Source organism: Adhaeribacter terrigena (assembly GCF_016623615.1).
Classification (GTDB): domain Bacteria; phylum Bacteroidota; class Bacteroidia; order Cytophagales; family Hymenobacteraceae; genus Adhaeribacter_A; species Adhaeribacter_A terrigena.
Map to the genome: position 1 here is coordinate 49,859 of NZ_JAEHFX010000009.1, position 20,018 is coordinate 69,876.

The following is a 20,018-nucleotide window of genomic DNA, read 5'->3' on the forward strand; positions in this document are numbered from 1 at the left end:
TAGATACCGGGACTTTTTTGTGCATTTTCGGTACCGTTTTCCTGCGCCGGAGCATTGCTATTGAGAAACATCTTTTGCCGGAAAAGAAAATTTGCCGTTACTTCGCAAGCTTCCGGTTTCCGGAAACGTCCGCAATTACTTTTAATGCTCTTGCTAAACAAACTTCAGAACTTCAGTAAAAATGAACCCTTGCTGGCCAGGCTGGCTTTGCTGGTGGGTTGCGTTTTTACCGTTTTATATTTCTTTTTCGCGCACGAAGGTTCGTATTTCAACGACGACTGGGCCTACAGCCGCTACGCGCACGAAGTTTTAACCGGCGATTTTGCGTTTGAATATATGCCGTTTTCGCACCGGTTCTTTGCTTATTTGCCGGTTTCCATATTGTATGCCACCATCGGGGTTTCGCCTTACATTACCACGGTCTGGCCCATGCTTTGCACCGCCGGCACGCTGGTGCTCATTTTTGGTTTGCTGCGGAAGAACTATCCGGGCGCAGCCATGTGGGCCGTTATTTTACTTGGTTTCAATTTTCACACGCTTTTCCTTTCCAATTACCTGTACCCGGATAATGTGGTGATGCTGCTGGCGCTGGCTATCCTGGGAATGCTACTTCATTACCGGCAGGTGCAGAACAATCCGATCAGGTTTGGGTTGGCGTTTGCCGTGCTGAATTTCCTGGGCATGCTCACGAAAGAAACGATCATTTATATTGCGCCTGTTTACCTCTACGTTTTCGTGCTGGATCTTATCCGGAAAGAAAACCTGAAGTTCTGGCTTTGGTCGGCAGTTTTCGGGGCCATTTTGCTAGCGTTTTATTTTGCGGCTTACGAAATTTTTACGGGGCACTGGCTCAACCGTTTTTTAATGACCTCGGAAATTGTGAATGAGTTCAAGCCGGGTTACCTGCAAAACAAAACCGCCTATTATTTCAACCGCCTGACTTACGAACCGATCCTGTTTTTTATTGGCAGCGGCATCATCGTACCCATCATTTTTGCTTTTTCGGCCCCCGGCGTTACGCTTAAGAACCTGGTAAAACTGGAAAATACGCGGAGTTACTGGTTGCTGGCTACGATCTTAATTTTGCTGACTTTCTGGTTCGGCAGCACTTCTTACACGCATTATAAACCCATGGTACTGGTGCCGCGCATGATCACGGTTCTCATGCCGCCGCTTTGCATTTCGGCAGGCTTTGCGCTGGCGAATAATTTTCATAAGCCGCGTTTCCAGCTGATAGTAGGTGTTTTTTTTCTTGCTGCGGCTGTCATTTCCAGGTCGAACCTGGCGGTAATTTATGTGCCAGTCGGGTTATTCTTTCTGTTTGTGCGCTTCGTTCCGAAATTCGCGCTTCCGGTTTTCGGGTTGCTGGTGATTATGTTTTCACTGGCCATTCGGCCGTTGCATTTTATGGTAAAACCTACCGGCACCGATTATTTTGTAACCCAAGAACTCATGACCGAACGCCTGAACCATAAAGCCGGCCGCTACCAGGTTTTTACCAATTATTATCTGGCGCAGCAATACTGTTCCTTCTACGGTTACCAACCCAATCCGAATTATGAATACCTGAATTATGATAAAACCCGCCAGGTTTCTGCTTCCGCCGATACTGCGTATTTGCTGGTAAACCAAGCCATGATCCGGAATCCGGAATTAATGTTGCGTTTGCAAGCCGATAGCGTCTATAAACTTTTTCCAAAACGCGAATTACTGTGGCAGAAGGGCAATGTACAATTATTCATGCTTCCGAAGATAAAGGAATAAGGTTGAGTTTTTTTGTATGAAAACGGTAGCGTTTTGGCATAAAAAAGTCCCGGCTATGGAAGAGCCCGGGACTTTTGAATTTAAAATATTATACTTTTAAGCTGAAAAACTAACTCCGCAACACCATATCCTTCAGCGTATCGATCCAGATCGGGTGCGTATTCAAACTTTCCGCTAATTGCCAGTGCTCGCCACCGGCTTCCTCAAAAATCTCTTTGAACTCGCGGCCCACTTCCACGGTCGTTTCCAGGCAATCGGCCACAAATGCCGGACTGAACGCCAAAACGCGTTTGATGCCGTTTTTCGGCATTTCGGCAATTACTTCGTCGGTGTATGGTTTTATCCACGGGTCTTTCAGACGCGCCTGTAAACGGGATTGGAAAGCAACGGTGTATTGATCTTCGCGCAAACCAAGTTCTTTGGCCACTAAACGCGTGGTTTCGTAGCATTGCGCGCGGTAGCAGTAGCGGTTTTTCTTGTTGTAAGTCGCGCAACACTTATCGGAAAGCTGGCAATACCCGCCGTTCGAAGCTTTCAGAATTTGCCTTTCCGGAATGCCGTGGTAGCTGAAAACGTAATGATCGAATTTTTCTTTTTCCATGTAACTGCGGCCAATGGCAGCAATGGTCTTGATAAAACCCGGCTCGTCGGCAAAACGGTTAATGAACGAAATGCTCGGAATTACTTCCCACTTGCTCACCAGGTCCATCACTTTCTGAGTAGAAGTGCCGGTGCTCGCCGAAGCATATTGGGGGTAAAGTGAGATCACGATGATCTTATCTACATCTTTCTTCCGGAGTTCTTCCAACGCACTTTCTATGCTCGGGTTCTGGTAGCGCATGCCCAGGGCCACATAATAATCCTTGCCCAGTTTTTCCTGCAACAATTTCTGCTGATCCTGACTGTAGTAAAGCAGCGGTGAGCCGCGTTCGTCCCAGAGTTCTTTGTAAACCTTCGAAGATTTCGGGGCGCGGAACGGCGCAATAACGCCGTTTACGAGCATGAAACGTTGAGGCGCCGGCATATCAATTACGCGGCCGTCCATTAAAAATTCACGCAGGTATTTGCGCACATCCGGCACTTCGGGAGAATCGGGCGTGCCCAGGTTTATCAGTAAAACGCCGGTAAGCGGTGTAGAAGCCATATTTTCTTTTTCGGAATTAAACTGTAAAGATAGCTATTTAGTTTTTGGTTGTTCGTTGCTGGTTGTTGGTTTGAGTTTTGAAGGTTAAAACAGTAGTGTTTTTTCTGCAGGAGTATAAAATTGTCTGAACACGATTTTCAGGATTTAAGAGATTTACAAGATTTGCTCAGGAGGGAATACCTATTCCTGAACTCGCCCTTGAAAAGGCGGGAAGCTTTTTGTTCGTGCTTGCTTTGACTTTTTGTGCTTTAAAGCATAGCGTTTTTAATGGCAGAAATCTTGAATTCAGCAGTGCAGTAACTGCCCTCCTTAGCAAGGAGGGGCAGGGGTGGTTGGCAACTTATGCAGATAAATCATAGCAATCCTGTTAATCCATCAAATCCTGAAAATCGTGTTCAGACAAAAAACTTCCCACTCGAAAAAACCAACAACCAGCAACGAACAACCAACAATTAAAAAATCGTATCTTTGCAAGTTCAAACTTAATTCATTACTATTTTGGAAACGCCACACAAAGCCGGATTCGTCAGCATTATCGGGAAACCCAACGTCGGGAAATCGACCCTGATGAACGTGATGGTGGGCGAACGCCTCTCCATTATTACCAGCAAAGCCCAGACCACGCGCCACCGCATTATGGGCATTCTGAACGGCGACGATTTCCAGATCGTGTATTCCGATACGCCCGGCATTATTCAGCCCAAATACGAACTGCACGAAAGCATGATGGAATTTGTGCGCAGCTCTTTAGAAGATGCCGACGTGGTTTTGTTTGTAACCGATATCTACGAAAAGTACGATGAAGACGACGTGATCAAACGCCTGGAGAAATCCAGCGCCAAGATCTTGTTGCTCATAAATAAAACCGACCAGGCTACGCAGGACGAAGTGCTGGAGAAAATAAATTACTGGAAAGATAAAGTGCAGGCCGCCGAAATTATTCCTATTTCGGCGCTGAAGCAGAAGAATACCGACCGGGTTTTTGAAATGATCCTGAAGTATTTGCCCGAGCACCCGGCTTATTTCCCGAAAGATGAACTAACCGACAAGCCCGAGCGTTTCTTCGCAGCCGAGATGATCCGGGAAAAGATCTTCCTGACTTATAAAAAAGAAATTCCCTACAGCTGCGAAGTTACGGTAGAAGAATTCAAAGAAGAAGATAATATCATCCGGATGCGCGCCGAAATAATCGTGGAACGCCGGAGCCAGAAAGGCATCATCATCGGGCACGGCGGCGAAATGCTGAAACGCGTTGGTTCGTTGGCAAGAGTGGATCTGGAAGAATTTTTTCAGAAAAAAGTGTTCCTGGAGATCTTCGTGAAAGTAAAAGAAAACTGGCGCTCCGACCCGAAATCGTTATCGCGGTTTGGGTATAAGGGAAGTTGAGGTTTTAGTTTTAATTTGATCTTATGACTCAGGGTTATTTAGAATTTAAAGCCAATTGGTATGAATGGGATGAGGAATTCTATTTTGAAATAACTGCTTCTAATCAAGTTTTTAAGGTTACCCATAATGCATTTTATGGAGAAGAAAGTTGGTTTCAAGATTTCGCGAAGCAGTTAGTTGATTTCCCTAAATCACAGGATCAAGTTGTTAAGTTTGAGGCAGGCAAGGAAAATGAAAAAGGTTGGTTGAATCATTTTATGATTAAAGTTTTTTGCTTTGATCCGAATGGTCATTGTGCAATAGAAATTTTGAGTGAAGATAATTCGGAACCACCTTCAAACTATAGAATTAACTTCAGCTTAAATTCTGAAGCGGCAGCTATAAATAGACTAGGGAAAGCGCTTCTAGATTGGAACCCAAAGGAAACAGAAACATTGCTTTGGGAAAATACGACAAATTGAGAATTATAAAACGCTAGGCTTTCAGGCCTAAAAAGTCTGAATTTGGATTCGCCAGATTTATGGATTATTGGATTTTAAAATTTCTAATCTGATTAATCCCCAAATCCGATAAATCCTAATTCAGACAAAAACATATTACCGGGCCTAAAAACCCAAACTTGGTTCTGTTGTGAATTTCAGGCAACAGGATTACCATTTTAATTAATTCGGATACTCCTACGAAGAATGAGGGGCTGAAACATTACCAAATTTTTTACCACAATGGCAAACATTGTAGCAATTGTTGGCCGGCCTAACGTCGGCAAATCAACCTTTTTTAACCGTTTAGTTGGCTCCCGCAAAGCCATCATGGACGATGAAAGCGGCGTAACCCGCGACCGCCACTACGGCTATTCCGAGTGGATCGGCAAAAACTTTACCGTGGTAGATACCGGCGGTTACGTGCACGGCTCCGACGATATTTTCGAAGAATCGATCCGCAAGCAGGTAGAACTGGCCATTAACGAAGCCACCGTAATTCTTTTCATGGTAGACGTAGAAGCCGGCGTTACCGGCCTCGACGAAGAATTCGCCAACGTACTGCGCCGCTCTAAAAAACCAATTTACATCGTAGCCAACAAAGCCGATACGTTTCAGCGCGGTCACCAGGCCGGTGAGTTTTACGCACTAGGCATTGGCGAAGAAGTTTTCCCGATCTCGAGCCAGCACGGTTCCGGCACCGGCGATCTGCTGGACGAAGTAGTAAAGCATTTCGAAACCGAAGACGAAGAAAACCCGGACGAAGGCATTCCGAAAATTGCCATCATGGGCCGCCCGAACGTAGGTAAATCTTCGTTCGTGAACCTGCTTTTAGGCGAAGAAAGAAACATCGTAACCGACATTGCCGGCACCACCCGCGATTCCATTCATTCGCGTTACAAAGCGTTCGGCAAAGAGTTTATTCTGATCGATACGGCCGGTCTGCGCCGCAAAAGCAAAGTGCACGAAGATATCGAGTTCTATTCCGTAATGCGCTCTATCCGGGCGCTGGAAGAAGCCGACGTGTGCGTGGTGATGATCGATGCGACGCGCGGCATTGAAGCGCAGGATGTGAACATTATTGGCCTGGCCGATAAAAATAAAAAAGGCATCGTGATCTTGGTAAACAAGTGGGACCTGATCGAGAACAAGGAAACCAACTCGGTGAAAGAATTCGAAGAAATGATCTATGAAAAGCTGGGTTCCAACACCTATATGCCGATCATTTTCACTTCAGTTTTAACGAAGCAGCGCGTACACAAGGCCATTGAAAAAGTGATAGAAGTGTACGAGAACAAGCGGATGAAAATCCCGACCTCGAAACTGAACGAAGTGCTGCTGGAAGAGATCGAGCGTTATCCGCCGCCGTCCATTAAAGGTAAATTCGTGAAGATCAAATACGTTACCCAGATCCCGACGCACAACCCCACTTTCGCGTTTTTCTGCAATTTGCCGCAGTATATCCGGGAGAGTTACGTACGTTTTCTGGAGAATAAGATCCGCAAACATTTTGGTTTTGAGGGCGTTCCGATCAACGTGATCTTCAAGAAAAAATAATTTTTCAGGATGTTGTTTGGTTTAGAAAAGTTGCATTACCTTTGCGACTCTAAAATCTAAAATCATTTACAAAACTTTCATCATGAAAAAAGTATTATCTCTTGTAGCAGTTGCTGGTATGTTCGCTTTCGTTTCTTGCGAGTCTAAGAAAGTAGAAGAAACTACTACCACTACTGAAGTAGCTCCAACAGAAGAAGTAACTGTTGATACAGCTGCTGTAACGGTAGACACTACTGCTACTACAACTACTACTACTGACACTACTGTAGTTAAGTAATTTCAGTTTAGTAAAAGCCATTAGAAACCGGCGCTTGGCTGGTTTTGGCACAAAAAAGCCCCGAAGCAATTCGGGGCTTTTTTTTATTGGAGAATGGTTTGCTTTTTAGTTAAAATAAGCGTGAAACAGCACTGAGAAAAATTTTTATTTTTTTTCTGAAACGCCGGGTTACCTAAAGCGGGTTGCAGTATTAATCCTCGTCCGCCGATTTTTTTTTCAGGCTTGCTGAGTTCAGGAAGCGGATAAAGCAGTTTTAAAAAAAAGAAAAGTTAACAATTAAACTAAATCAAAAAAATGAAAAAAGTATTATCTCTTGTAGCCGTTGCCGGTATGTTTGCTTTCGCTTCTTGCGAGTCTAAAAAAACTGAAGAAACTACAACTACAACTGAAGAAACAACAGTAACCGAAGATATGGGTACTGACGAAACCATTACTACTGACACTACTGGTACTACTACTACCGGTACTGAAGGTACAACTACAACCGGTACTGAAGGCACTACTACTACTGGTACTACCACAACTGGTACAACAGGTACAACTACAACTGGTACTACCACTACTGGTACTACTTCAGGTACAACCGGCACTACAACTGCTCAGTAATCCGAGTAAAAAGCTGGTGCTTTAAATAACAGATAAAAGGGCTTCCGGTTAAAGAAGCCCTTTTATTTTTTTATTACGGGTTACCTTTTTCAGAAACCTGTATAAACCACGAATGTTGGCGGCAAATTCGTTTGGCGCGCATTCAGAATACAAATATTTCACCTTAAACACATTACCCCGATGAAAAAAGTATTGTTCTTAGCCCTTGCCGCTGGTATGTTCACGTTTGCATCTTGCGATTCTAAACAAGAAAATGCCGCTGAGCAGCAGGCTGAGCAAGTAGAAGAAGGTGCAGAAGCACAGTCTGATGCTATGGAAGATGCTGGCAACGAAGCTGGTGCTGACGCAGTAGAAGATGCCGGCGAAGTGAAAGCTGACAGCATTGAAAACGCGCAATAATTATTGTAATGTTTTGTTAGAAAAAAGGCGCCGTTTACGGTGCCTTTTTTTGTGCCCGTACTTTTAATGTGTTCGGGCTAGTATTTTAAAAACAGTTTTTATCCTGCAAAGCCTACCGTTTTTGCCTGGTTTTTAATTCGGTACAATTACGTTTTTGATCAGATCAATCTTTTTTGAATAAGCTTATCTACGCGCTGGTAAAGCTGGCGCGGGTCTAAGGTCCGCCACGGAATTTCTTCCAGGCTGCCGCCAAAATTTACGTAAGAATCGAGGTTGAAATGCTGCATTTCGCGCAATACAAATTCCTGGAAATTAATGGCTGCGATCCAGCCTTCTTCCACATCTTCAAACCACTCTTCGTAATAGCTGTCGTCGGAGCCATGAAAGTTGAAAACGTTTTCCCCGATCAGGATAAAATATTTAATGCCTTCCTGAATTAACGGATCGATGATGTTGCGTTTCAGGTGCATGATATCGTTGTGCAGCGCATCGTTCCATTCGCCAATAAATTCAATTATAGCAAAGCCCTCGTCGTAATCAGCAAACAGGATCTTGATAAACAGGGTTTCCGAACCGATCGGATCCCACTGCGGATGGATGTAATAACCGTAAATATCGTGGGTATAATTATTCAGGTCGTTTTCAGTTTCGAAAAGCGGTGAACGCGGGTCTTCGGAAGCAGAATAAATTTCGATCCAGTTATAAAAAGGCTCAATGGTGTGCATGCAGAAGGAGGGTGGTTTTTGTAGTTTTTTGCTTACTGTTTTTTAATGAGATTGGTTTTTGAAAGAAGCATTTTCTGGTTTATCGTTTTGCTGGTTTGTTTCCTTCCAGGTGGGTTAGAGGCAACGTGAACTTACAGGTGTAGCTCAGCAAGGATTCGTTGGCTTTCAGTAGTTTTTAAGCTTTAAAGAATACCGTTTATTTTTGTCATCCCGACGATAGGAGAGATCTATTACAGTTGGTACTTTCATTTTCAACTGACTTTTGAAGCCTGAAACGATACCGTTTTTCATAGCTGGCTTTGTTCCTTTTATTAAAGGCTAAAGCTGTTTCATAGCTCACTTCTGTGTTCTTTTTGTCCCCGAAAGGGTTCGGGATGTTCCACTTGATACAAAAAGAACCAACGAAAGTCAAGCGGCAAGTCCCGAAGCATTTCGGGAGCAAGTGCAAACTTCCCGCAAGCCTGCGGGACAGGCGCTGACGGCTCAAACAACGCTTTGACAAATGGCCACCGTGATACTTTCCTTTTTCGTAGCGAACTGAACAGTGCCTGGATAGTAAGCTTCTCTGCTTTGGCAAGCGGCAGAATTTGTTGCCGTAAGCGCAAATTATGCTTACTCTTCATCGCTTTCGTTGATCGTACTCCGCTGGCGCGTTTGAGGGAAGTACTCAGAATTTTTGAATCCTTTAATCCCTTAATCCGACAAATCCCAATTCAGACAGTAATCCTGGCAATCTTTAAATCCTGAAAATCGTGTTCAACTTCAGTTGCCGATAATTATGCAGATAAAATGTTCGTTCCTGATGTAGCTATTAGGTGGGGTCAAACTCAGTTTTTAAATGCCTCGATGGCTGCACGTACGTTGCCGTGTTTTTCCAGCAGTGCCGAAGCATCTTCGTGCGAGATCTGCAGCTCTTCCATGAGCATTCTCGCGCCGCGGTCTACCAGTTTCAGGTTGCTGAGTTGCATATCCACCATTTTATTGCCTTTTACCCGGCCCAGTTTTATCATGGTGCTGGTAGTAAGCATGTTCAGAACCAGTTTCTGGGCAGTGCCGGCTTTCATGCGGGTGCTGCCGGTTACAAACTCAGGGCCGGTAATTACTTCCACCGGAAATTGCGCCGTTTCAGCAACTTTGGAATTGGCGTTGCACACCACGCAACCGGTAGCAATGCCGCGTTCGTTGCAAGCCTGTAAGCCGCCAATTACGTACGGCGTGCGCCCGGAAGCGGCAATGCCTACCACCACATCTTTTTCGGTAATGCCGGCTTTTTGCAGATCTTTCCAGGCTTGTTCGAAGTCGTCTTCGGCAAATTCTACGGCTTTGCGGATCGCGCCGTCGCCACCGGCAATTATGCCTTGTATCAGGTCAAAAGGCACACCATACGTTGGCGGACATTCCGACGCATCTACAATTCCCAGACGCCCGCTGGTGCCTGCACCGATGTAAAACAAATGCCCGCCGTCGCCGAGTTTCTTTACAATCACTTCCACTAATTTTTCGATCTGCGGAATAGCTTTTTCTACTGCCAGGGGTACCGTTTTATCTTCGTTATTGATATTGGTCAGCAATTCATGCACCGACATTTTTTCGAGGTGATCGTAATGCGAAGCCGTTTCGGTAGTGGACATTTTAATGTGCTAATTATTTAATGTGCTGATGTGTTAATTTTTGAATGATTAAATGAGTGAATGATTGAATTCGGTAAATTTGGTAATGCGATGATTTGCATATGTGTTAAAGGAAAACTTTAGGCTGATATTTGAAGCTCTTCTTTCATTCAATCATTCTTCAATTCCACCATTCAATCATTTACTTATTCAAAACTCAGGTATGATACGCGATCAAACCTTCCATAGGGGTTTTAATGATCCGGCCGATGCTTACGTTATGGCTGGCAGCGATGGCTTTTAACTCGGCGTTAAAATGGTAGGCAATGGAGCCCAAAAAGTGCACCGGCAGTTTTTGATGGTCCTGATAGCGGGTAATATTCTTCAAAAAGAAATCGTTGATGCCCGTGTGAATGAGTTTAGCCAGGAAAGGATCTTCGCGGTTCTCGCCCAGGAATTTGGCAAAGGTGGCCAGGTAGCGGTTCGGGAACGGTTTGGTGTAAACGGTATGAATAATTTCTTCGTGGCTTAAATTATAAGCACCTTTGAATTTTTCGTGCAGTTGGCCAGGTAGTTCCAGGTTTAAAAATGCCTGAATCAGACGTTTGCCCAAATAACCGCCGCTGCCTTCATCGCCTAAAATGAAACCGAGGTTAGGTACGTTGTAGGCAATCTTTCCGTCTTTGAAATGGCAGGAATTGGAACCCGTGCCCAGAATGCAGGCAATGCCTTCTTCGCGCCCGCAAAGCGCCCGCGCTGCCGCGATCAAATCATGGTCTACCGCAATCTCAGTTTCCGGGAAAGCTTCGCGCAGCCCTTTTGTTACAATTGCCTTGCTCTTATCGGAGCTGCAGCCGGTGCCGTAAAAGAAAATTTCAGCCGGGATAACTTCCCCTAATTGCGGTAATAATTCCGCTTTTACGGTTGCCGCAATTTCTTCTGAAGTTTGGTAATGCGGACTTATACCCTGCGTTTTAATGCTTGTTTCCGTACCTTTTTTATCAAGCAGACACCAGTCGGTTTTGGTAGCGCCACTGTCGGCAATTAAGATCATTTCGTTTAATTGTTTAATTGTTCGAGGGCTAAATTGTTGTTTTACTTTTTAAGTTGAAAACCATAGCGTTTTTCAACCATTCAGCAATTTAACCATGCAACCATTTAAGTTATTTTATTCTGCCGATCGCTTCAAATTTATCGAAAACGTAATCGGTATGCGGGGCGTCTTTCAGTTCTTCGGTTAAGTCCTGGCCAGCCCAGTGTTCGTAGTGGTTGCCGCGGCTCCAGAGTCTCGATTTTTTTACGTCGTAGATAATGCCTTTGTAGCCCACCCAGATCTCATCGCGGTCCTGACCATTGCGGAGCGCGAGTTGGTTTTTGGTGTATTCCGGTAAATGCAGGTATTCGGTTTCCAAAAATTCTTAATTATTAAGTTTGTGAATGATTAAATGGTTGAATGAGGATAGGAACAGGAAATTTTTCTTTCAAATTATATACCCATCCAATAATTAACAATCAACAATTCAGCCATTTAACCATTCAATCATTTCTTAAAAACCTGTTTCTCCGAAAGCTGCCCGGTTTGCAGGTTAATGCGGTTTACATTTACGGTCTGGCCGCCATTCGGCGAAGTGCTGATGATCCAGTCGCGGCCGTCGGTTTCGATGAAATAATCTACATGGTTGGTGATCACGTTGTTGGCACGCGCAATTTGCAGCGCCTTTTCTTTGGTAATAATAAACCCGCAATCAGGCTTGCCGTTGCATTCCGGCACGTTGGTCGGGAAGGTGGTTTTCAGTGAATTATCGGGCTGTAAACTAAACGTGAATTTAAGCGGAACAACCTCGTAATTGAAGCGCATGTAACCGGTTTGGTGCGGATTTTCGAGGTTGGGCAATTGCAGGAAATAGGTGAGGTGAAATTCGTTGCTGTTGGCCGGGTTTATTTCGAAGCTGCTCAGCATCAGGTCGGTGTACTTGCAGTAAACATAGCGGCCCAGTTTGCCAAGTAAAAAAGCCTGCGCCTGGTTGTAAGCCGTTGTAAAATCAATGCCGCGGGTGTTGTCGTAGAAATACATTTTCCAGTCTTCCGACTCGATCTGCGTAGGTTTTCCGGTGCGCCATTCAAAATCTTTCTTTACAAAATTCACCAAAGAATCGGCCGAAACCTGCAACGGATACCGGCACGGAATCTCAACCTGCGCGCTAACTTCAGCAGCAAAAAATGGTAGGGAAAACAGGATAAAAAGTATGCGGTAAAATTTCATTCTGCAATTTGAAAATTTGAAGGTGTGGAAATTTGAAAATTATCCGGCATCAACATTATTTATTCTCTAATTCACTCATTCAACATTCTAAAACCCCATCCGGCTTTGCGTCAGAATCCAGCGGTTTGGCACTTCGCCGTTCGTAGCCAACAGATAATCTTCGTAAGTGCAGGGCACAATGTGGTTGTCTTTTTCGGACGTCAGGTTTTCAACTTCCATCCACCATTTGTCGCTCAGGTTGCTTTTGTAGAACGCCATTTTATTCGGATTATCGTGGAAGGCCACCACGTACTTCGTGAATTTTTTGCCCGTAAAATCGAGTTCGTTTTTGCGCTGGTAAAAGCCTTCTATAAAATACCACACCATGGTAGCCAGCAGAAAAGCGCCCTGGCGCTGCGGGTCGTAAGCCGGCTCATATTCGTAAAGCCCGAAAGACGTAAGCTGGTCGTTTTGCCCTCCGTACCAGGTCAGTTGGCAAGCTTCTTCGCCGCTTAAACCAAACGGATTGGCTGGCGCGTATCCCGGCATTTCCTGAAATTTAATGGCCGAAACGTCGAAACTCAGTAGGTCGGCGTGGCGGATAAGCGGCTCGGTTCTGGTAATGTCTTTGTGCACTTCACCAATCCGGATCGTTTCGAAATGCAGTTTTTCCAGCACATTCATCATTTCCGGCTCCGTTAAATAACTCTGGTGTGCGAGTTGGCTAAAACTGAAAAGGTAATTGGGTTCGTGCATTAAAATTTTATGCAGATGTTGCCGGTTTTCAGGCGCTGCAGCATCTTCGGTCATATCCAAAGCGCTGTCTACAGTTACCAGGTTTACCGGCCGGCCCCAGCTTTCGTAGGCCAAAAACTGCCCGTAATCAAGGTCGTGGCTGCTGCCTAAAATTACCGGAATAGTATGGTTGGCTACCAGCGTTTCTACCACTTCTCTTATCCGGAAATGCGTTTCTTCCAGCGTAATGCCCGGGCGCAGGTTTCCCAGATCGGCAATGCGGTAGCGGCCGGTGCCTTTTTTCAGGCTGTAAAAGCGGCGGCGAATGGCATTGGCCGGATTTTCGTCCGAAACTGATACCGTTTTGCCTCGGTTATCCAGCACGCCAAAAATGGCAATGTCGGCTTCCTGCCAGTCGGGGAATTTATAGTGAAAAGCATCGGTATGCGCCGCCACGCTTTTCAGGTCTTGGGCCGCAAATTTTTCAAACTCCTCGGGTAACGCTTCGAACAGGATTCCTAAATTCATAATCTTACTGGTGCCAGCTTCAAAATTAAGAAATTTAAACCGGAATGCCCGTTTTAGCCGTAAGGCAGAAAAAACGGCGTTAATTTGGTTTTATTCGCCGGAAATCGCTTTATTTAAGAAAAGAAAGAGCCCAACGCTAAATCAAACTTCCCATGGATTTTACCCGCGCCTTCGATATTCTGACCTACCAGCAAAAAAAATACCCGCAGCCCGATTGCATGGCCGCTAAAATTGACGGTGAATGGCAGAAATACAGCACCCAGGATACCATTGATAAAGCCAACCAGGTGAGTTTGGGTTTGCTCAAACTCGGGGTTAAAAAAGGCGATAAAGTCGCTATCGTTTCCATGAACCGGCCGGAATGGGTTTTTGCAGATTATGGCATTCAGCAGATCGGGGCCGTGGGCGTGCCCATGTATCCTACCATTACCGAAGAAGATTACCGCTACATTTTCAACGATGCCGAAGTAAAAGTTATTTTCGTTTCGGACCGTAGCTTGTATAATAAAGTAATGGCTGCTACCTCCAATATTTCCGGCATTCAGGAAATTTATACGTTCGATGAGGTGCACGGCGCCAGATGCTGGACCGAACTTTTAAAGCTGGCCGAAGGCGAAGATCCAAAACAACTGGAACCGCTGAAAGCCGCTATCACCCCCGATGACCTGTTAACGATCATTTATACGTCCGGCACCACTGGTAACCCCAAAGGCGTAATGCTTACGCACAACAATATTGTCAGCAACGTGAAAGGTGCCGGCCCCTACGTACCCGTAAACGAAAATCACCGGGCCCTGAGTTTTTTGCCGCTTTGCCACATCTACGAGCGCATGCTGCTGTATTTATACATGGGTTTCGGGGTTTCTATTTACTACGCCGAAGGCATGGAAACCATTGCCGATAACCTGAAAGAAGTAAAGCCGCACGTATTTACTACTGTGCCCCGTTTGCTCGAAAAAGTATACGACAAGATCGTAGCCAAAGGCCTGGAACTGGAAGGGATAAAACGCAAGCTCTTTTTCTGGGCGTTGGAACTGGGCCTGAAATACGATACCCGCAAAGACCAGGGCTTCTTTTACAACATGCAACTTGCTTTGGCTAATAAGCTCATCTTTAATAAATGGCGCGAAGCACTGGGCGGAAACGTAATTGCCATTGTATCCGGCGGCGCCGCTTTGCAACCGCGTCTGGCCCGGGTTTTCTGGTCGGCCAATATCCGGGTTATGGAAGGTTACGGATTAACTGAAACCAGTCCCGTAATTGCTGTAAACCGCCACGAGCCGGAAAATAACGTGATCGGAACGGTTGGTCCGCCGATTGATGGTGTGGAAGTGAAAATTGCCGCCGATGGCGAGATCCTGACCCGCGGGCCGGGCGTAATGAAAGGCTATTACAAGAAACCAGAATTGACAGCCGAAGTGATAGATGCCGATGGGTGGTTCCATACCGGCGATATCGGCCACCTGGAAGAAGGAAAATATCTGAAGATCACCGACCGCAAAAAAGAAATGTTCAAGACTTCGGGCGGAAAATACGTGGCCCCGCAGCAGATCGAAAACAAGCTGAAAGAAAGTCTGGTAATAGAGCAGGCCATGGTGGTAGGCGAAGGCCAGAAGTTTCCGGCTGCGCTCATCGTGCCTTCTTATGCCGGCCTGGAAGACTGGTGCAAAATTCACAATATACCATATACTTCCGATGCTGAAATGATCCGCAAACCGGAAGTAATCGAGAAATTTAAAAAGGAAATTGCCGGTTTCAACGAAGGTTTTGCGCAATACGAGCAGATCAAGAAATTTGAACTGGTGCTGAATCCCTGGACCATTGAAAGCGGGGAGCTTACCCCGTCGCTGAAAGTGAAACGCAAAGTGATCAGCAAGAATTACGAAGCCCAGATAAACGGTATGTATTCGTAACGCAAAACCCGGCCGCTCTGTGCGCCGGGTTTTTTGTTTGTCGGGATTTGGATCCGCCAGGTTTAGGGATTTTTTGTCAGCATTAGGATTTATTGGATCCAAGGATTAACGGATTCTAATTTTGAACATCCTTTAATCCCTAAACCTGGCGGATCCTGATTCAGGCGGAAAAATATTTTTAAAAATTTAGTATGCAAGCATAATAAATTTCGTTATATTTGGTTTAACCTATAGACGCTAACCTTTACGATTACTATGAAACCAGAAGAAACCGTAGATTATAATATAAAAGTATGTTGGCACGCCATTTCCCGCATGTACAACGTGCAGGCCGCGCAACACGATATTACTACTTCCATCGGGTTTGTGCTGCTCAATATCGATTCTACGGAAGGAACGCCGGCTACTAAAATTGCGCCGTTACTGGGTCTGGAAGCGCGCAGTTTAACGCGCATTTTAAAAAGCATGGAAGAAAAAGGCCTGATCTATAAAATGGCCGACGAAAAAGATAAACGTTCCGTAAGAATAATGCTTACCGAACTGGGCCTGAAAAAGAAAGAAGTGTCGCGGCAAACGGTACGGAAATTCAATCAAAAAGTGCGCGAAACCATTCCGCAGGAAGACCTCGATAGTTTTTTCAGCGTGATAAGCCGCATCAACGGCCTGATCGAAAGCAAAAGCGTTTATTAATGTGTTAACGGTTTAATGTGAAAAGGTGCTGTTAAGGAAATGTGAAAATGAGGTAAAGCGAAAAATCGTGGGAGCGTCTTCTTTCCCTGTCTTCCTTCGCTCACGTTCAGGATGGCAGTATGTGAAAAAATGGTAGGCTTTTGCCCTTAAAACCAAAAGCTTCAGAAACAGTTAGAAGTATTCCCACCTTTCATCATGCTCGCATTCAAGAAAATAAAAGAGTCTAATATCTAACATCCAGATACTAAAATCTTACCAATGAAAAGAAACATCAACAAAGTAGCGGTGCTCGGCTCCGGCGTAATGGGTTCGCGGATCGCGGCGCATTTTGCCAACATCGGCGTGCAGGTGCTGCTCTTAGACATTGCCCCCAACGAACTCTCACCCGAAGAACAGGCGAAAGGCCTGGCTTTAGAAAACCCGCAGGTGCGCAACCGCATTGTGAATACCGCGTTGCAAACCGCCATTGCTTCCAATCCGGCGCCGCTGTACAAAAAGGACTTCGCCAAACGCATTACCACCGGCAACTTCACCGACAACATGAAGGACATTGCCACCGCCGACTGGATCATTGAGGTGGTGGTAGAAAACCTGAAAATTAAGCAGCAGGTTTTTGCGCAGGTAGAAGAATTCCGGAAACCGGGAACACTCATCACTTCCAACACCTCCGGCATTCCGATCCATTTCATGCTTGAAGGCCGTTCCGAAGATTTTCAAAAGCATTTCTGCGGCACGCACTTTTTCAACCCGCCGCGCTATTTAAAACTGCTGGAAATTATTCCTACTCCGAAAACTGATCCGGAAGTGGTAAAATTCTTAATGCACTACGGCGATCTGTATTTAGGCAAAACCACGGTGTTGGCAAAAGATACGCCGGCTTTTATTGCGAACCGCGTGGGCATTTACGCCATCATGCAGGGTTTACAGGTAATGAACAAACTCGGCCTGAACGTAGATGAAATTGATCGCATTACCGGTCCGGCCATTGGTCGCCCGAAATCGGCTACGTTTAGAACTTTAGATGTAGTTGGTTTGGATACGTTGGCGAAAGTTGCCCAAGGGTTATACCAGACCGGCGAAAAAGACGAAAGCCGCGACCTGTTTCAGCTGCCGGGTTACATTCAGAAAATGGTAGAAAATAACTGGCTCGGCGATAAATCGAAACAGGGCTTCTACAAGAAAACCAAAACTGAAAGCGGTGCTACCGAAATTCTGACCTTAGACCTGAATACGCTGGAATACGGTCCGAAGAACAAGGTGAAATTCCAGAGTATGGAAACCATCAAGCCGATCGAAGACCTGCGTGCCCGTTTAAAAGCCTTCGCTTCCGCGTCCGACAAAGCGGCTGACTTTTTCCGCGAAACTTCCTACGGTTTGTTCCAATATTCCTCGAACCGCATACCAGAGATCTCCGACGAACTTTACAGGATCGACGATGCCATGAAAGCCGGCTTCGGCTGGGATCTTGGTCCGTTCGAAGTCTGGGATGCTTTAGGCGTAAAAGAAACCGTAGCCAACATGGAAAAAGCCGGTTACAAGCCAGCCGCCTGGGTTTCCGAAATGCTGCAAAACGGCGCTGAAACCTTCTATAAAAGTGAAGCCGGAAAACGCCTGTATTACGACATTCCTTCAAAAACCTACAAGCAAATTCCGGGTACCGAGAACTTCATTATTCTGGACAATTACCGCAGCAACAACGTGGTCTGGAAAAACAAAGGCGCTACGCTGCACGACATCGGCGACGGCATTCTGAACCTGGAATTCCACACCAAAATGAATACCATGGGCTCCGAAGTGGTGCAGGGCATTCACAAAGCCATTGACTTGGCCGAGAAAGATTTCCGTGGATTGGTTATTGGTAACAATGCTCCGAATTTCTCCGCCGGCGCGAACCTGGCTTTGCTGTACATGAACGCGCTGGAACAGGAATACGATGAGATAAACCTCATGATCAAACAGTTCCAGAATACCATGATGCGGGTGCGTTATTCGGCTATTCCGGTTGTAGTGGCGCCGCACGGTTTAACGCTGGGCGGCGGCTGCGAAATCACCCTCCACGCCGATCACGTCCAAGCCGCCGCCGAAACCTACATTGGCTTAGTTGAATTTGGCGTAGGCTTAATTCCGGCCGGTGGCGGTACCAAAGAAATGACCTTGCGCACCGCAGCCGCTTTTGAAGAAGGCGACCCGGAACTGAACCGTTTGCGCAACGCTTTCATGAACATCGGTATGGCCAAAGTTGCCACTTCTGCGCACGAAGCCCGTGACATGAATTACCTGCGCCCCGGCGACGAAATCTCGATCAATCAGAACCGTTTGATCGCCGATGCCAAAGCGGCTGCTATACGTTTAGCTGAAACCGGTTACACCAAGCCAACGCAGAAAACCAACATTAAAGTGGAAGGCAAAAGCGGTTTAGGCATGTTCCTGACCGGCGCCCACGCCATGTACGAAGGCGGTTACATTTCGCAGCACGATAAAAAGATCACCGAAAAACTGGCTTACATCATGTGCGGCGGTGACCTCTCAGCTCCAACCGAAGTTTCCGAGCAATACCTGTTGGACCTGGAACGCGAAGCTTTCCTGTCGCTGACCGGCGAACGCAAAACGCTGGAACGCATTCAAAGCATTCTGACGACTGGCAAACCGCTCCGGAATTAATAAAATTAAATGGTTAAATGGCTGTCTTGTTAAATGATTAAAAAACGCTAGGGTTTTCGATCAAAAAACTCAAACCCCAATTAACAAGCAGCAATCAACAATTAACAATTAAGAAAAATGAACCAAGCATATATCGTTACCGGATTTCGGACGGCCGTTGGCAAAGCAACCCGCGGTGGTTTCCGGTTTACCCGCCCCGATGACCTGGCTGCCGATGTGATCAAACATTTGCTCGCTTCGGTACCTTCTTTAGACCCCGCCCGGGTAGATGATCTGATCGTAGGCAACGCTGTTCCGGAAGCGGAGCAGGGCTTACAAATTGGCCGGATGATCTCCTTATTGTCGCTGCCAATCAACGTTTCCGGGCAGACCGTGAACAGGTATTGCGGCTCCGGCATCGAAACCATTTCCATGGCGGTAGCTAAAATTACGGCGGGTATGGCCGATTGTATTATTGCTGGTGGCACCGAATCGATGTCTCTGGTACCAACCGTAGGCTGGAAAACCGTGCCGAATTACAATATTTCGGTAAAGCATCCGGAGTATTATCTAGGCATGGGTTTAACCGCCGAAGCGGTAGCGAAAGATTACAATATCAGCCGTGAAGATCAGGATCAGTTTGCCTATAATTCCCACCAGAAAGCTATCAACGCCATTCAGAACGGGTATTTCAAAGATCAGATCGTACCGATAAATGTGGAGGAAACCTACCTCAATGAAGCTGGTAAAAAGAAAACCCGCAGCTACGTGGTTGATACCGACGAGGGCCCAAGAGCTGATACATCAGTAGAGAAACTTAGCAAACTGAAGCCGGTTTTTGCTCAAAACGGTAGCGTTACGGCGGGAAATTCCTCCCAAACCTCCGATGGGGCTTCGTTTGTTTTGGTTATGTCGGAACGCATGATCAAGGAACTGAACCTGGAGCCGATTGCCCGGATGGTAACGTATACTACCGAAGGAATTGATCCGCGAATTATGGGCATGGGGCCGGTAAAAGCTATTCCGAAAGCGCTGAAAATGGCCGGCATGAAACTCGAAGATCTGGACCTGATTGAACTGAACGAAGCGTTTGCTTCTCAATCTATAGCCGTGATGCGGGAATTAAACATCGATCCGGAAAAAGTGAATGTAAACGGTGGGGCCATTGCTTTAGGTCACCCGCTGGGCTGCTCCGGTTCCAAATTATCAGTTCAGCTTTTCTCAGAACTTCGCAGAAGAAATAAAAAGTACGGGATGGTTACGGCCTGCGTTGGCGGCGGACAAGGCGTAGCGGGGATTTACGAATTATTGAAATAGTTATTA

General features: G+C 46.0%; 18 protein-coding genes. 11 read left to right on the forward strand and 7 right to left on the reverse strand.

Annotated elements, in window-relative coordinates; all coding sequences use genetic code 11:
- The first annotated feature begins 60 nt into the window (after positions 1–60).
- On the forward strand, positions 61–1,764 hold the full coding sequence (locus I5M27_RS15580; RefSeq protein ID WP_200507260.1) for an ArnT family glycosyltransferase: 1,704 nt from the start codon (positions 61–63) through the stop codon (positions 1,762–1,764).
- Between the two features lie 109 nt (positions 1,765–1,873).
- Here the strand turns inward: I5M27_RS15580 and hemH are convergent, their stop codons facing one another.
- On the reverse strand, positions 1,874–2,908 hold the full coding sequence (gene hemH, locus I5M27_RS15585) for a ferrochelatase (RefSeq protein WP_200507261.1): 1,035 nt from the start codon (positions 2,906–2,908) through the stop codon (positions 1,874–1,876).
- A gap of 495 nt (positions 2,909–3,403) precedes the next feature.
- On the opposite strand from hemH, the gene era reads away from it, so the two are divergent.
- From era to I5M27_RS15615, 6 genes are all read left to right on the forward strand, one after another.
- Positions 3,404–4,294, forward strand: a complete 891-nt coding sequence (gene era, locus I5M27_RS15590) for a GTPase Era (protein WP_200507391.1) — start codon at positions 3,404–3,406, stop codon at positions 4,292–4,294.
- Between the two features lie 23 nt (positions 4,295–4,317).
- Complete coding sequence (locus tag I5M27_RS15595) at positions 4,318–4,755, forward strand: hypothetical protein (protein WP_200507262.1); 438 nt, start codon at positions 4,318–4,320, stop codon at positions 4,753–4,755.
- 261 nt (positions 4,756–5,016) lie between these two features.
- Entirely contained in the window at positions 5,017–6,330 is a 1,314-nt protein-coding gene (gene der / locus I5M27_RS15600) for a ribosome biogenesis GTPase Der (RefSeq protein ID WP_200507263.1), read from the forward strand.
- Between the two features lie 118 nt (positions 6,331–6,448).
- Positions 6,449–6,607 carry a hypothetical protein gene (locus I5M27_RS15605; protein WP_234462554.1) on the forward strand — a complete coding sequence of 53 codons (159 nt, stop codon included), beginning with the start codon at positions 6,449–6,451 and terminating at the stop codon, positions 6,605–6,607.
- A gap of 294 nt (positions 6,608–6,901) precedes the next feature.
- The gene (locus tag I5M27_RS15610) at positions 6,902–7,213 is read left to right on the forward strand and encodes a hypothetical protein (protein ID WP_200507265.1); all 312 of its coding nucleotides are present in this window, start codon (positions 6,902–6,904) and stop codon (positions 7,211–7,213) included.
- Positions 7,214–7,393: 180 nt separating this feature from the next.
- Positions 7,394–7,612, forward strand: a complete 219-nt coding sequence (locus I5M27_RS15615; protein WP_200507266.1) for a hypothetical protein — start codon at positions 7,394–7,396, stop codon at positions 7,610–7,612.
- Positions 7,613–7,770: 158 nt separating this feature from the next.
- On the opposite strand, the gene I5M27_RS15620 is transcribed toward I5M27_RS15615, so the two are convergent.
- The 6 genes from I5M27_RS15620 to I5M27_RS15645 form a co-directional block, all read right to left on the reverse strand.
- Complete coding sequence (locus tag I5M27_RS15620) at positions 7,771–8,337, reverse strand: hypothetical protein (RefSeq protein WP_200507267.1); 567 nt, start codon at positions 8,335–8,337, stop codon at positions 7,771–7,773.
- Between the two features lie 827 nt (positions 8,338–9,164).
- On the reverse strand, positions 9,165–9,968 hold the full coding sequence (gene murQ, locus I5M27_RS15625; protein WP_200507268.1) for an N-acetylmuramic acid 6-phosphate etherase: 804 nt from the start codon (positions 9,966–9,968) through the stop codon (positions 9,165–9,167).
- Positions 9,969–10,164: 196 nt separating this feature from the next.
- Positions 10,165–11,001, reverse strand: coding sequence for a BadF/BadG/BcrA/BcrD ATPase family protein (locus I5M27_RS15630; RefSeq protein WP_200507269.1), 837 nt, complete (start codon positions 10,999–11,001; stop codon positions 10,165–10,167).
- Between the two features lie 109 nt (positions 11,002–11,110).
- Positions 11,111–11,359 (reverse strand): cytochrome b5 domain-containing protein, encoded by a 249-nt coding sequence (locus tag I5M27_RS15635; RefSeq protein WP_200507270.1) that lies wholly within the window; start codon positions 11,357–11,359, stop codon positions 11,111–11,113.
- A 128-nt stretch (positions 11,360–11,487) separates the two neighbouring features.
- On the reverse strand, positions 11,488–12,210 hold the full coding sequence (locus I5M27_RS15640; protein ID WP_200507271.1) for a PASTA domain-containing protein: 723 nt from the start codon (positions 12,208–12,210) through the stop codon (positions 11,488–11,490).
- 87 nt (positions 12,211–12,297) lie between these two features.
- Positions 12,298–13,452 carry a formimidoylglutamase gene (locus tag I5M27_RS15645; protein ID WP_200507272.1) on the reverse strand — a complete coding sequence of 385 codons (1,155 nt, stop codon included), beginning with the start codon at positions 13,450–13,452 and terminating at the stop codon, positions 12,298–12,300.
- A gap of 152 nt (positions 13,453–13,604) precedes the next feature.
- Here I5M27_RS15645 and I5M27_RS15650 point away from each other — a divergent pair, with 152 nt between their 5' ends.
- From I5M27_RS15650 to I5M27_RS15665, 4 genes are all read left to right on the forward strand, one after another.
- Entirely contained in the window at positions 13,605–15,365 is a 1,761-nt protein-coding gene (locus I5M27_RS15650; protein ID WP_200507273.1) for an AMP-dependent synthetase/ligase, read from the forward strand.
- Positions 15,366–15,620: 255 nt separating this feature from the next.
- On the forward strand, positions 15,621–16,055 hold the full coding sequence (locus I5M27_RS15655; protein WP_200507274.1) for a MarR family winged helix-turn-helix transcriptional regulator: 435 nt from the start codon (positions 15,621–15,623) through the stop codon (positions 16,053–16,055).
- Between the two features lie 258 nt (positions 16,056–16,313).
- Positions 16,314–18,716 (forward strand): 3-hydroxyacyl-CoA dehydrogenase/enoyl-CoA hydratase family protein, encoded by a 2,403-nt coding sequence (locus tag I5M27_RS15660; RefSeq protein WP_200507275.1) that lies wholly within the window; start codon positions 16,314–16,316, stop codon positions 18,714–18,716.
- A 117-nt stretch (positions 18,717–18,833) separates the two neighbouring features.
- Positions 18,834–20,012 (forward strand): thiolase family protein, encoded by a 1,179-nt coding sequence (locus I5M27_RS15665; protein WP_200507276.1) that lies wholly within the window; start codon positions 18,834–18,836, stop codon positions 20,010–20,012.
- The last annotated feature ends 6 nt before the right edge of the window (positions 20,013–20,018 follow it).